The sequence below is a fragment of the Thermicanus aegyptius DSM 12793 genome (genome assembly GCF_000510645.1).
Classification (GTDB): Bacteria; Bacillota; Bacilli; order Thermicanales; family Thermicanaceae; genus Thermicanus; species Thermicanus aegyptius.
The window spans coordinates 2,554,697-2,568,417 of the sequence record NZ_KI783301.1 but is presented as its reverse complement, the minus strand read 5'-3'; the positions used below and the strand labels follow the sequence as shown (position 1 = coordinate 2,568,417).

9 protein-coding genes are annotated in these 13,721 nt (G+C 49.4%); 5 read left to right on the top strand and 4 right to left on the bottom strand.

Going from position 1 to position 13,721, the window contains the following annotated elements:
* Positions 1-145: 145 nt before the first annotated feature.
* The 5 genes from THEAE_RS0113595 to THEAE_RS0113575 all read left to right on the top strand — a co-directional run bounded on the left by THEAE_RS0113595 (position 146) and on the right by THEAE_RS0113575 (position 8,257).
* On the top strand, positions 146-832 hold the full coding sequence (locus THEAE_RS0113595; RefSeq protein WP_005584795.1) for a response regulator transcription factor: 687 nt from the start codon (positions 146-148) through the stop codon (positions 830-832).
* A gap of 21 nt (positions 833-853) precedes the next feature.
* Positions 854-2,299, top strand: coding sequence for a sensor histidine kinase (locus tag THEAE_RS0113590; RefSeq protein WP_005584794.1), 1,446 nt, complete (start codon positions 854-856; stop codon positions 2,297-2,299).
* Positions 2,300-2,389: 90 nt separating this feature from the next.
* The gene (locus tag THEAE_RS0113585; protein ID WP_005584793.1) at positions 2,390-4,135 is read left to right on the top strand and encodes an ABC transporter ATP-binding protein; all 1,746 of its coding nucleotides are present in this window, start codon (positions 2,390-2,392) and stop codon (positions 4,133-4,135) included.
* Positions 4,136-4,252: 117 nt separating this feature from the next.
* A complete protein-coding gene (locus THEAE_RS0113580; RefSeq protein WP_052330259.1) occupies positions 4,253-6,070 on the top strand; it encodes an ABC transporter ATP-binding protein in 1,818 nt (605 codons plus the stop codon).
* Between the two features lie 192 nt (positions 6,071-6,262).
* Positions 6,263-8,257, top strand: a complete 1,995-nt coding sequence (locus THEAE_RS0113575) for a M28 family metallopeptidase (protein WP_028987848.1) — start codon at positions 6,263-6,265, stop codon at positions 8,255-8,257.
* Between the two features lie 16 nt (positions 8,258-8,273).
* On the opposite strand, the gene THEAE_RS0113570 is transcribed toward THEAE_RS0113575, so the two are convergent.
* The 4 genes from THEAE_RS0113570 to THEAE_RS0113555 all read right to left on the bottom strand — a co-directional run bounded on the left by THEAE_RS0113570 (position 8,274) and on the right by THEAE_RS0113555 (position 13,505).
* A complete protein-coding gene (locus THEAE_RS0113570; RefSeq protein WP_028987847.1) occupies positions 8,274-9,647 on the bottom strand; it encodes a dipeptidase in 1,374 nt (457 codons plus the stop codon).
* Between the two features lie 138 nt (positions 9,648-9,785).
* On the bottom strand, positions 9,786-10,577 hold the full coding sequence (locus THEAE_RS0113565; RefSeq protein ID WP_169729992.1) for a multinuclear nonheme iron-dependent oxidase: 792 nt from the start codon (positions 10,575-10,577) through the stop codon (positions 9,786-9,788).
* Between the two features lie 235 nt (positions 10,578-10,812).
* Positions 10,813-11,691, bottom strand: coding sequence for a formyltetrahydrofolate deformylase (purU, locus tag THEAE_RS0113560; RefSeq protein ID WP_005584785.1), 879 nt, complete (start codon positions 11,689-11,691; stop codon positions 10,813-10,815).
* A gap of 125 nt (positions 11,692-11,816) precedes the next feature.
* Positions 11,817-13,505 (bottom strand): methyl-accepting chemotaxis protein, encoded by a 1,689-nt coding sequence (locus THEAE_RS0113555; protein ID WP_028987845.1) that lies wholly within the window; start codon positions 13,503-13,505, stop codon positions 11,817-11,819.
* Positions 13,506-13,721 lie beyond the last annotated feature (216 nt).

Genomic DNA, 13,721 nt, shown 5'->3' with positions numbered 1-13,721 from the left:
AGATGCTGAAGAGAAAGAATTCTCAGGGCAGCTTGCCTTCTTTTTTACATCTTTATGATGAAGCCTGTCTGTTATGCTTTTCCCTCTACTCCATGGCAGTAAAGAGAAGGTATGGTAAGATAAAGGGAGAATGGAGGAAGGGGATATGCGGAAGGAGAAAATTTTGATCGTGGATGATGATCTTCACATCCGCTCCATGCTTCGCAGGGCATTGCAGTTTGAAGGCTACGAGGTGGTGGAGGCGGCGGACGGAGAAGAGGCGCTGCAGATGATCAAAGGGGGAGAGCCGGATCTTCTTCTCCTTGATTTAATGTTGCCGAAGCGGGACGGGTGGGAGGTATGTACCGAGGTGAGGAGGAGGGATCTGGATCTCCCGATTTTAATGCTTACGGCAAAAGATGAACTGGAAAGCAGGGTGCAGGGATTTGATTTAGGTGCCGATGACTATGTGGTGAAACCCTTTGAGCTGGAGGAGCTGTTGGCACGGATTCGTGCCCTCCTTCGCCGCAGTCAGCGCCAACGAGAGGAAGCATCTCTTCTTCATTATAAGGGAATTGAACTAAACCCGGAGGCGAGAAAGGCTTGGAGAGAGGGCCGTCCTCTAAACCTGAAAGGAAAAGAATTTGATCTCCTTTTTCTTTTCTTAAAGCACCCGAATCAGGTGTTGAGCAAAGAGCAATTGATCGAACAGATATGGGGGTTGGAAGCCGATCAGGAATCAAATGTATTGGAGGTATATATTGCCAATCTTCGCCAAAAATTGGAGGAAGGTGGCGAAAAGCGGATCATTCAAACGATTCGGGGTGTCGGTTATGTTCTTCGGGAAGAGTAGGGTTGAAGGGAGGGAAAAGAGTTGACCATTCGCTGGCGGATCACTTTATGGTTCAGCAGCATCATCACCGTCATTTTCTTTGTACTTGGCTTCTTTTTATATCTGTTCTTTACCCAGTGGGAGATGAATCGGTTCGATCAGAATCTGGCTCAGACGAGCCGTGAAGTGATCCGTTCCATCCGGATTGTGGATTCATTTTTCTTTCCTTTGCAACAGGCGGTTCTGCCCGATATTGATATTTTCGCCGCTCCCAATACCTTCATCCAGGTGGTGGATAAGGAGGGAAGACTGGTTGCCCGCTCCGCTTCCCTCTCCAGAAATGTTCTCCCGATCCATCAGGATACCCTCAGAGCGGTGGTAACGGGAAAATCGGTTTATGAGACATTGCAACTTTCCGGGCATTCCTTGCGTATTTATAACGTTCCCATCGTTTATCAGGAGCAGATCATCGGCTTATTACAGGTGGCCGGATCTTTGGAACCCTTGGAGGAGACATTGCGAAACCTTCGTCTTATTCTTTTAGGGGGGGCGTTCATTACCATTTTTATCGTAAGTAGCACCGCCTGGGCGTTGGCGAAAAGGGTGCTTCGCCCGATCGGAGAGGTGATCCGGACCACGTCGGAGATTCAGGAGGGAGAGGATCTCCGCCGGCGCATCGATTATAACGGTCCTCCCGATGAGATTGGGAAATTGGTAGAGCAGACCAACCTGATGCTGGGCCGCATCGATAAGGCCTATCAGGAACTGGAAGAATCGTATCAGATGCAGAAGCGTTTCGTCTCCGATGCCAGCCATGAGCTTCGCACCCCGCTCACGGCGGTGAAGGGAAATCTCGATTTCCTGCGGAAAACACTAAAAGAACATCCGGAGGTGGGGGAAGAGGTCTTGGAGGAAATGGGCCAGGATGTGGATCGGATGATGCGCTTGATCCAAAACCTTCTCTCTTTGGCCCGGGCGGATGCCGGTTACCAGGTGAAGAAGGAGAAGATTCCCGTCGGGGATTGGTTGAACGATCTGATCCCTCAGTTGGAACGTTTTCAGAAGACGGAGGTTCCTTTACGGGTCGAAGGGATGGAGGGGGTAACAGATCTTATTATAGATGGAAACAGGGATTACCTGAACCAGCTCTTCATCATCCTGGCGGAGAATGCCTTTAAATATACGGAGGCGGGGGAAGTACGATTGGTTCTGGGAAAGGAAGAGAGGGGAGGAGAAGGAAGCCTCTTTTTCGCCACGGTAGAAGACACCGGGATCGGCATTCCGAAAGAAGATCTTCCACATCTCTTTCGCCGTTTCTACAGGGGAAAGAACGCCCTTGAAAAGAGCGGAACAGGACTGGGGCTTCCCATCGCGAAGTGGATCGTTGATCAGCATCAGGGAGATTTCATCGTACAAAGCGAAGAAGGGGTGGGCACCCAGGTGACGATTCGCCTGCCGGCCCAGCGGGCAAAGAAAGATCAAATCTAAACGGCACCGGATTCTTTCTACTTGCCATAGAACTTGTTTCAGTACTATAGTATACCTATCGCAAAAATTTTTGAACCTCAGGAGGTTGTAATGGAGACATTACGGCGATTAAAGCGCTTCTATTGGCCTCATAAGCATTTTTTTGTGATTTCCATCCTTTGTCTTTTGGGCACGACCGGGATCACCCTGGTTTATCCGCTCGTGTTAAAGGTAACCATTGATGATGTGATCGGTAAGATGCAGTACGGCTTAGTCCCATGGATCGCAGGAGGGTTTCTCCTCTTGATGGGAGTGAAGGGTTTTCTTCTTTTCATCCATCAATATTTCGGAGACCTTTTCGGGATCCGGGCGGTCTATGAATTAAGAAACGAATTATATAAGAAACTTCAGTACTTATCCTTTCGTTATTACGACAATGCGAAAACGGGGGATCTCATGTCCCGATTGGCAGGGGATGTGGAAGTATTCCGCTTTTTCCTCTCCTTCGGTTTCGCCCAGCTTCTCAATTTCCTCCTCCTGATAGGAATTGGCTTCGTCATCATGCTGACGATGAATTGGAAATTGGCTCTGGTTACCCTATGCATTCTTCCCTTTGTGGGCTTTGCTGTCTACCGTTTTGATAAGCGCGTTCATCCGGCCTTTCGCAAAATAAGGGAATCCTTTTCCCATCTGACCACCCGGGTTCAGGAGAATATCAGCGGGATGAATACGGTAAAAGCTCTTTCTCGGGAAGATTTTGAGATTGGCAGATTTTTAGAGAGGAACGACGAGTATAAGGAGAGCAACCTGTTGAACGCAAAGGTCTGGAGCACCTATTTCCCCTTGATGGAGTGGATGGGGAATATGAGCGTCGTCGCTCTTCTGGTGTATGGGGGCAGCCTCGTCATTCGTAACGAATTGAAACTGGGAGAGCTGATCGCTTTTTTCAGCCTGATCTGGTATATTATCGGCCCTCTCATGTGGCTTGGCTTTGTCATGAATACCTTCGCCCAATCGAAGGCGGCAGGGGAGCGGCTTCTGGAAATTTTGAATGAGAGGGAGGAGATTAGGGATTCCGCCGATGTGGTGACGGTGGATGAGATTAAGGGGCATGTCCAATTCCTCGATGTAACCCACCGGTATAAAGGGAATGAAATCGCCCTTGATTCCATTTGCTTTGACGCCCCGCCGGGAAAAGTGATCGGGATCATCGGAGCGACAGGTTCCGGGAAAACCAGCATTGTCCGCCTCATCTCCCGATTCTACGAGCCGGAGAAGGGAAAGATTTTAATAGACGGAAGGCCCATCACCGCCTATCCTCTCTCTTTTCTTCGGAAGAACATCGGTGTCGTCTTCCAGGAATCGTTCCTCTTTTCCTCCACGGTGCGGGATAACATCGCTTACGGGAAGCCGAATGCCACCATGGAGGAGATCATCGAAGCGGCGAAAAGGGCGCAGGCCCATGATTTTATCATGGAATTTCCCGACGGATATGATACCCTCCTCGGAGAACGGGGATTGGGACTTTCCGGAGGGCAAAAACAACGGATCGCCATCGCCAGGGCACTGCTCATCGATCCGAGCATCTTGATCCTGGATGATGCCTCCAGCGCCGTTGACATGGAGACGGAGTTTAAGATTCAAACCGCTCTCCGGGAAGTGATGAAGGGGAGAACCACATTTATCATCGCCCATCGCATCTCCTCCGTTAAGGAAGCCGATGAAATCCTCGTCTTGGATCATGGACGGGTGATGGAACGGGGAACCCATGAGGAACTTCTACACTTAAAAAACGGCATCTATCGGCGCATCTACGAGATTCAATTTAAAGACCGCTTCGCGGTGATGAATGCTTAAAACCTTTTGATGGACTAAGTAGAAATGAAGGAGAAATATAAAGACTCCAGATAGGTGTTTAAATTCTTGCTGTATCTATATTCTTATAAGGGAACGTCGGAAATGGGGGAAACATCGATGGTGAATGAAACTCAATTGGAACATAGAAAGAGAAAGGAGCGTTTCTTCTATCCGGAAGAGACGGTGATCGACAAGCCATTTAACTGGGGGCAAATGCTCCGTCTCCTCACCTATATGAAACCGTATGCGAAAACGCTTCTTCCCCTTTCCCTGCTGGCCATGTTGGTAGGTACGGGGGTCCGTCTGGTGCAGCCTTATCTCATCAGTATGGCGATCGACCACGCCATCGTACCGAAAAATTTTACGCTCTTATTCCTGATCGCCGGGGGGATGGCATTCCTCTATCTTCTCTCTTGGTTCTCCTCCCTGCTTAAGATCCGATGGACCAATCTGTTGGGCCAGTCGATCATCTTTGACTTGAGGAGCCATCTTTTTCGGCATATCCAGCGGCTCTCCCATCGTTTCTTTGAGCAACGGTCGGCCGGTTCCATTTTAGTGAGGATCATGAACGATGTGAATGCTCTTCAGGATTTGTTTACCAATGGAGTTATCAATGTTTTAATGGACTTTGTTTTCCTCATCGGGATCACGGGAATGCTCCTCGTGCTCAGTCCAAAATTAACGCTGGCGGTCATGGTGGTTCTCCCGCTCATGTTCCTCATCTCGACGAAGTTGAGGCAGATGATCCGACGCTCTTGGCAAACCGTCCGTCTTCGCCAGTCGATGATCAATTCCCACTTGAATGAAAGCATTCAGGGGATTCGCGTCACCCAATCCTTCGTTCAAGAGCAGGAGAATATGAACTTCTTCCAGCGGATGAACCGGAGGAATTTCGAGGCGTGGAAAAAAGCGACCAAACGGAGCGCCCTCTTCCCTCCCCTGGTGGAATTCTCCGGGGCGATCGGGACGGTTACCCTCATCGGGTACGGATCCACTCTGTTGATGAATCATGAGTTGACCATCGGGTCCTTCGTCGCCTTTTCCTATTATCTGGGAAGCTTTTGGGAACCGATCTCCCGCTTGGGGCAGGTTTATAACCAGCTTCTCATGGGGATGGCCTCATCGGAGAGGATCTTCGAGTTTCTCGATGAGAAACCGAACGTTCCTGAGCAGGAGGACCCTATTCCCTTGCCTGAGGTAGAGGGGGATATTCGCTTCGAGGAAGTCTATTTTTCCTATGATGGGAAGCGATCCGCCCTAAACGGCATCACCCTCCATGTAAAACCCGGCGAGACGGTGGCCTTGGTGGGACATACCGGCTCCGGGAAAACCTCCATCGCCAATCTGATCTGCCGTTTCTATGACCCCACCGGAGGGAGGATCCTCTTGGATGGGCATGACCTTCGCACGTTTCGCCTGGAGGATGTCCGTTCCAGGATCAGCATCGTGCTTCAGGAGACATTCATCTTTTCCGGGACAATCATGGAGAATATCCGGTTTGGCCGCCCCGATGCGAGCGATGAAGAGGTGATGGAGGCGGCCCGGGTGGTCGGCGCCGATGAGTTTATCGAACGGCTGCCCAATGGGTATAGGACGGAGGTGGAGGAACGGGGGAATGCCCTCTCTGTGGGGCAGAGGCAGCTCCTCTCCTTCGCCCGGGCGATCCTGGCCGATCCGAGCATTTTAATTTTGGATGAAGCGACGGCCAGCATCGATACGGAGTCGGAGATCAAGATTCAAAAGGCGATGAAGGAGCTTCTGGCAGGGAGAACCGCCGTCATCATCGCCCACCGGCTCTCCACGATCCGGGAGGCGGATAAGATCTTCGTCCTCGATCATGGGCGCATCTTGGAAGAGGGGAATCACGAAGAATTGATGGCAAAACGTGGGCAATACTATGATCTCGTCGTCTCTCAATTTAAGTCGCTCGGCTAAGGAAAGCGGGAAATCTACCAAGTAAATGTAGAAAAAAAGCTAGGTTCGTGGGGAACCTGGCTTTTTTTCTTTTGCTTCTTTCCGTCCCTTATTTATTAAATATATGCAAGTAAATAAGTTATTAATTTACATAATGTAAAATTCATAATATAATGAGAAAAAATGGACGTTGAAAGGAGGATAGAAAAAAGGATGGAAAAAAGGATGGAAAAAAGGATGGAAAAGATGTGGAGAGTTGGAATATTTCTTCTCGTACTCCTGACGATGAGCGCCTGCCGGCCCGCCTCGAACCCCCAAGCGCTGTTTGGCTTGGAGGCGGACAAACCCCTGGAGTCCCTCATCAAGGAATTGACCGACCCGGCGTATAAAGGGCGTCTTACGGGTACGGAAGAGAATCACCAATTGACGGAGAAACTGGCCGGAACGTTTCAAGCCATCGGGCTTGCCCCCTTCCAAGGTTCCTTCCTTTATGCCTATGAACAGGACTTCTATGATCCCGATCTTCAGAAATACCGGTTGGCGGTTCGCTATAAAGACGGCACGAAAAAAGAACTGGTCTATGGGAAAGATTTTCTTGAGCAAGCCGTGGCAAAGGATGAATCCCTTACCCTTCCCGTCACCTTTGATCCGGAACAGGCCGATGGAAAAGCCTTCATCACCGCCGACAAGGAGCAAATGGGGAGAGCATCAAAAGCAAGGTTAATTCTCAAGGTGGATGACTTTCACAAAATGTTGCACCAAAGAAATTATCAAGGAATGCCCATCCTGCAGATCAGCCCTGCCACTTATGAACAGTTGAATGCTCAAAAGGATCAGATCGAATCGATCGAGGCGGCGATCGATCTGCAAGAGAAGAGGATTACCGCCCATAACGTGGTGGGAGTGATCAAAGGGGCGGGAGGGGACGGGAATCACCGGGATGCGGTCATTGTGTCCGCACATATGGATCACCTGGGATGGGATTCATCCGGGGTATATGTGGGCGCCATCGACAATGCTACCGGCACGGCGACCATGGTGGAGCTGGCCCGCGAGCTGCAATCATATGCAGCCAAAAAACCCTTTAAGAAAGATTTGGTCTTCATCGCCTACAACGGCGAAGAGTCCATGTTAAAAGGGAGTGAAGCCATGGCGGAAGCCCTGCAAAAGGCGTATTCACACCTTTATGTCATCAATCTGGACAGCATAGGAGCGGTGAATGGGGGCAACTTTCTGGTCATTTCCGGTCAAGAGGGAATGAGCACTCAACTTCAAGAAACGATGGTTCAACACATTAAGAAAAATCAGATTAATTCTATCCCCTCTGAAAATACGCAAAGCGACCACAATTCTTTTGAACAAAAGGGAATCAGTGCTGTGACATTGATTCAGGAAAACATCTTTGATCGCATACATACCACGAAAGACATCATGGATCAAATCGATTTTCCATTCCTCTACAAAATCAAAGAGGCGGTATTTGATTTTATCGTACAAAATGACAATCGGGAATTTTCGCCGGGGCAAATGAGCACAGGCAATGCAGAAGAAATCAATGATCCCGCAAAGGAGATCATGGACAAGGAGCTGGCTTCCCTAAAATTAGGGCAATACAAATTGGTCCTATTGCCTGACGGAAGCGCAAGAGGAGTGATGCAAAGTAGATTAAGCGGTGATACGGCGGATGCGGTGAAGCCCTATTTTCCCGAAATGGAGATCCCACAGCAAATCGGAGAGTATGTGTTTGATCGTGTCGAGGTGAATGTTGACCTATCCACAAACATCCTGGAAGATCCCCGAAAATTAGAGCTAAACCGCGTTTATCAGGCGGAAGTGACGAAGGATGATATTGTGTACCTAAAAGTAATGTATCGCCATCCGGATACCGATGAGGTCCTCTCGGTTGGCATTCAGAGAGGAGGCGAGAGCCATACAGCCGATTCTCCGAATGTCACCGTTGAACAAATCGAGGTGGATTCTCTCCTTTGGACCATCGCCACAGCCACCAAAAATAAACAAATCGTGAATGTGAGCACCACCATAGAACAGAATCAACAAACGTATAACGTATCGGTTTCCAAAGGGAAGGAATATGTCAATGAAGCGGAGCATGTATACGGCATTATTCCCAACTGGGATCGTGATGAGATCGCATCGTTCCTAAAGAGCATCCGGGTGTCGGAACGGTTTGGGAATTTAATGAAGTGAGCAGGAAGAACCGCCCTCAGGAGAGGGCGGTTTTCAGTTCCTGCCAGTAGTAGGCGAGGGTGTCAAGGCCTTTGTCGAAGTTCTCCAAGGTGAAAAATTCATTGGGAGCGTGGAAATTCTCATTCGGTAACCCAAATCCCATCAGGATGACGGGAAGTTTCAGGAGGCGGACGAAGGTCTCCACGATGGGGATCGATCCTCCCATGCGTATGTAGGCGGCGGGAACCCCGTACGCCTTCTCATAGGCCCGGCTTGCGGCGTGAATGGCCGGATGGTCGATGGGGGTCATGTAAGGCCGGCCGGTATCAAAACGGGTGGTGGTCACCGTAACGCCCGGAGGGGTATGATCGGCGATATGCTTCTCGATGAGGGAGAGGATTTCATCCGGTTCCTGATCCGGCACGAGGCGGCAGGTAATCTTGGCGTGGGCTTCGGAAGGAATCACCGTCTTAATCCGTTCACCTTGGAATCCGCCGTAGATTCCGTTTATTTCAAGGGTTGGACGCCCCCAGGTCCGTTCCAGAGCGGTATATCCCTTCTCCCCGAAGAGGGAGGGCACGCCCAACTCTTCCCGCAGTCTTTCTTCATCCTGGTTTAGTTGCTTAAATTCTTCCCTTTCCTTTTCAGAGAGAGGTTTAACCCGATCGTAAAAGCCTTCGATGGTAATTCTTCCCTCCTGATCCCGCATCGAGGAGAGAAGTTCCACCAAGGCGTGAATCGGGTTTTGTACCGCCCCGCCGAAATTGCCGGAGTGAAGGTCGCTTTTCGGCCCCTTTACATCGATCTGCAGCCCTGCAAGCCCCCGGAGACCGTAGCAAACCGCCGGTTTTCCCTTTTCCAGCATGGGGGTATCGGACACGACCAGGAGATCGGCGGCGAGGAGTTCCTGGTTTTTCTCCACGAAGGCATCCAGATGGGCGCTGCCGATCTCCTCTTCACCTTCAAAGAGGACTTTGAAGTTAAAGGGGAGTTTTCCTTCCGTTTTGAGGATCGCCTCCAACACTTTGATGTGCATGAAAACCTGCCCCTTATCATCGCTGGCACCTCGGGCATAGAGCCTTCCTTCCCTGATCTCCGGTTCAAAGGGGGGACTTTGCCAGAGAGGGAGGGGATCTACCGGCTGCACGTCGTAATGGCCATAGATGAGGACGGTTGGTGCCCCCTCGGCGTGAAGGTGATCGGCATAGACCACAGGATGCCCTCCCGTGGGCATCATTTGCACATGCTCAAACCCTGCCTTTTCCAGGGAATTTTTCAGCCACTCGGCCGCCTTTTTTATGTCTTCCTTATGATCCGACAAGGCGCTTATGCTGGGGATGCGGAGGAAATCGATCAATTCTTGCAAATACGTTTCCCGATGTTCTTTAAGGAAAGAAATCGTTTTCTCCATTTTTATCCTCCTCATGTTCTATATTTCCAACGGATATAGTATAGCATATCTTTCCATATCCCTAAAGTATTGTGAATCGAGAGGTTTCGTGATGGCAGGGGGTCTCCGGTTTTCGGAGAAGGTAATTTTCTGGGGAAATTAAGAAATGTTCAGGATCTCCATTAAGCGCAGCAATTGCCGCCGCAATGCGGCAAGATCGCTCCGCCATTCAAACTTGGGTCCCGTTCCCCCGTATTCCAAGGTGACAATCTCCGGTTGGCAGCGTTTTAACGCCTCTTCCAGCAAGGCGTAATCCTCTTCTTTCATCTCCAAATGCCGGTCTCTTAAGCCCTCTTGGGCATCCATTTCCGATCCGGTCACATGGATCTCCCGGACCTGGGCCAAGGGCATCCTGTCCAAGTAACGCAGGGGATCCTCTTTCCGATGCCATGCCGCTACCCGGAGATGGGCCAGGTCCAAGAGGAGCCCCACTCCCATCCGCTCGCAAACTTCTCCGATGATTTCCGGGTCGGTGGCGAGACGGAGGGTTCCTTTCAATCCATAGTAGGGAACATTTTCAATGATCAGTGGAACAGGAAGGTTTTCTTTTACTCTTTTCACTCCGTTAAGCAGACGGCTTAGAATTTCTTCATCGGAGGGGGGGGTTTCCCAGTCCGCCGGGTCGGCATGGAAATGAAGGGCGATATGGGGAGAGCCGCATGCTTCGATCGCTTGATGGACTCGTTCCCAGTCCCACTCCTCAAAGGTAGCGAGGGAGGCCCGAGGCAGCACATGAAGGAGAATGGGACGATAGGGCCTGACGATTTGAAACTCCTCGTCGAAGACCTCCCAGCGGGAGAGTTTGATCCAGTCCACCTGCACCTCCCCCTGATTGAGAAGCTTAAGCAATTGTGGAGAATAATTACAGCCTAATTGGGGAGTTTGATTCAAACGTTCCCACTCCTTCCCGATCATGCCGCTTGTAATCTTCAGGACGGCAGTTGCAATCTGGCTCGGGCATGTGAACCACTCCTATCTTGATTTGGAAAACGTTCCTTCTTATTATACGGTTGCCTTGAGACGATGTGTACCTTTTTGGATATGAGGAGTTAAACACTGAGAAAGAGAGGAAAAACGGAGTAAACCCATAAGGTTACCCCGTCCACAAAGGCTATGAAGCATGCGATTAGTGGAAAACGATGGTCTTATTCTGATGAACGATAATCCGATCCTCAATGTGCCATTTTACCGCCCGGGCTAAAACCGTCTTCTCCACTTGACGGCCAATTCGCTTCAGTTCGGATACTCCTTCATTATGGGTCACCCGATGGACATCCTGTTCAATGATCGGGCCTTGGTCCAGTTCTTCCGTCACGTAATGGGCGGTGGCACCGATCAATTTCACGCCTCGCTCATAAGCTTGCTCATACGGCCTTCCCCCGACGAAAGCGGGGAGGAAGGAGTGGTGAATGTTGATGATCCGGTTTGGATAATGAGAGATAAAGGAAGGGGAAAGGATCTGCATGTAACGGGCCAATACGATGAAGTCCGCTTTTCCCTCCAACAGCTTTAGCTCCTTCTCCTCGGCTTCCTCCTTGGTCGAAGAGGTGATCGGAATATGGTAATAAGGAATCCCCATATTCTCCACCTGCGCTCTTAGATCGGGATGGTTGCTGATCACCAGGGGGATCTCCACGTCCAGGTCTCCGGAATGCCACTGCCATAATAGTTCGAGGAGGCAGTGGTCGTGCCGGGAGACGAAGATGGCCATTTTTTTTCGGGGAGCGGGATACTCAAAGCGTGCCGTCATGCCGAAACGTTCCCGAACGGGGGCGAAGGCCGACTCTAATGCTTCCTTTTTATCTTGAAGACCTGGAAGGTCAAAGAGTATACGCATAAAGAAAAGGCCGTTCTCCGGATCGGTGGAATATTGGTTCGATTCAAGAATGTTGGCTCCTTGTTCAAAGAGAAACCGGGAGATGGCCGCCACGATGCCCGGCCGGTCCGGGCAGGAGATGAGAAGTTTTCCTTGACGTTCCTTTTTTCCGTTGAACACCTTCGACATATTTCTCTTCCTTTCACCGTCGTCATGCTGATTATACCAAAGGCCTGCCCCACCGCTCTATACATTTAGCCAAAATAGGGCCATACGTGTCGCTTGGCCGAAAAAATAGATGAAGTCTAAATCCTTTATACCTTAAATCTTCCAATAAGAGTATGTAATTCTTCAGCCATTTTGGAGAGGGAAGAGGCGGAAGATGAGATTTCCTCCATGGAAGCCAATTGTTCTTCTGCTGCAGCCGATACATTTTGGGTTCCGGACGCGTTACTCTCTGCCACATCGGCAATTTGTTGAATCGATTTTACCACTTGCTCTGCGCTGGAAGACATCTGCTGAGCGGCAGCCGAAACTTCTTGAATCTGTTTGGTCACTTCATCTACAGAACGCTGTATTTCGTGAAAAGATTCCCCGGCCTTGGTTACAACCTGAATGCCTCCGGTTACTTCGTAAGTTGCTTTTTCCATCGATTGCAGCGCATTTTTCATACCATCTTGTATGTTGGTAATCAGATCTGCAATTTGTTGTGCCGATTGGGCCGATTGTTCAGACAGTTTGCGGACCTCGTTGGCTACTACGGCAAATCCACTCCCGTTTTCTCCTGCCCTTGCAGCCTCAATCGCCGCATTTAACGCTAACAGGTTGGTCTGTGCGGCGATGCTGGTTATGACTTCCACGATCTTTCCGATCTCTTGAGAACGTTCTCCCAATCCCTCCATCACTTTCGCCAACCCATTCACTGTACTGCTAATGGAATTCATCTGCTGCACAACGGTTTGAATAGATTGATTACCTTCCGACGCGGTTTCGGAAGCCCGGACTGCAGTAGCAGATGCGCTTTGGGCATTGGCGGAAATCTGTTGCACGCCGGCCGACATCTCGCTGATCATTTTCTCGCTTACTTCCACATTGCGGGCTTGCTTTTCCGTACCTTCCGCCACTTCCTGCATCGTGGAAGCGATTTGTCCGGTGACTTGGCTGGTTTGTTCTGCACTGGCGGTCAATTCTTCTGACGCTGCTGCTACCTGTTCTGCGCTGGTTCTCACTTGGTGAATCAGAATACGGAGGTTTTTCGCCATTTGATTAAACGAATTGGCCAAATCGCCAATTTCATCTCGACTCTTCACGTTGATCTCATTGGTGGTTAAATCTCCTAATGCAATCTGTTTGGCAACTCCCGCCATAGCTACTATTGGTTTGGAGATCCGTCTGGAAAAGAAGATACCGATTAAAATGGCCAGAAAAAAGGCGGCAATGCTTATTCCCAGGACAGCTGTCCGGGCGAACAGCACCATTCCGGTGTTGGATTGATTTGCTTCATTCACCATTTTTTGTTGATCATCTACAATCTTACTTGCTTCTGTTAATAATTGGTTGGTAATGGGGGCAACCTCTTTCGAAAAAAATTCAATCGCGTCTACTTTGTTGACTCGGGCGGTTAAAACTGCTTGACCTGCCTTGTTTTGAAGCGCTCGATTCAACTCCGATAATTTTTTTAAGGATTCTTGATTGTTGGCTCGCTTCACCAAGTTGGATGTCTCGTTGATGAGATTGTTCAGTTCTGTATTAGCCTTCGTAAAATCCCTCAAACTTTTCTCATCGAGAAGCAAGAGGTATCCACGTAAACTGTTGATCTGCTCAAGAGATTTGATTTGTATATCTTTCGCATTGGATTGAATTACAACTCTGCGGTCAAGCAAATCGATATAGGAATCATTCACTTTGCTCAAGTAGTAGTAGGAGATACTACTGGTTATTCCGAGCAAAATGGCAACAATGAAAAAGACACCTATCAATTTTTTTTCAATCGAAATTTTCATCTAGAACACTCCCTTTCATTTTCTTTTTTTCTATCATATTTTCTCCACTCGCTGGAGGTAGCCGCTTTTTTTTCTTTTTCAACTCCCTGTTGTCCTATCGGTTTCTCGTCAATGGATATCGTTTAAATGGAGATATTCTTTTACATCGATGGGAATCCAATAACGTAGGTTCTTAACCCATGATTTATGTAGTGGTCAACCATTTATTTGAATATG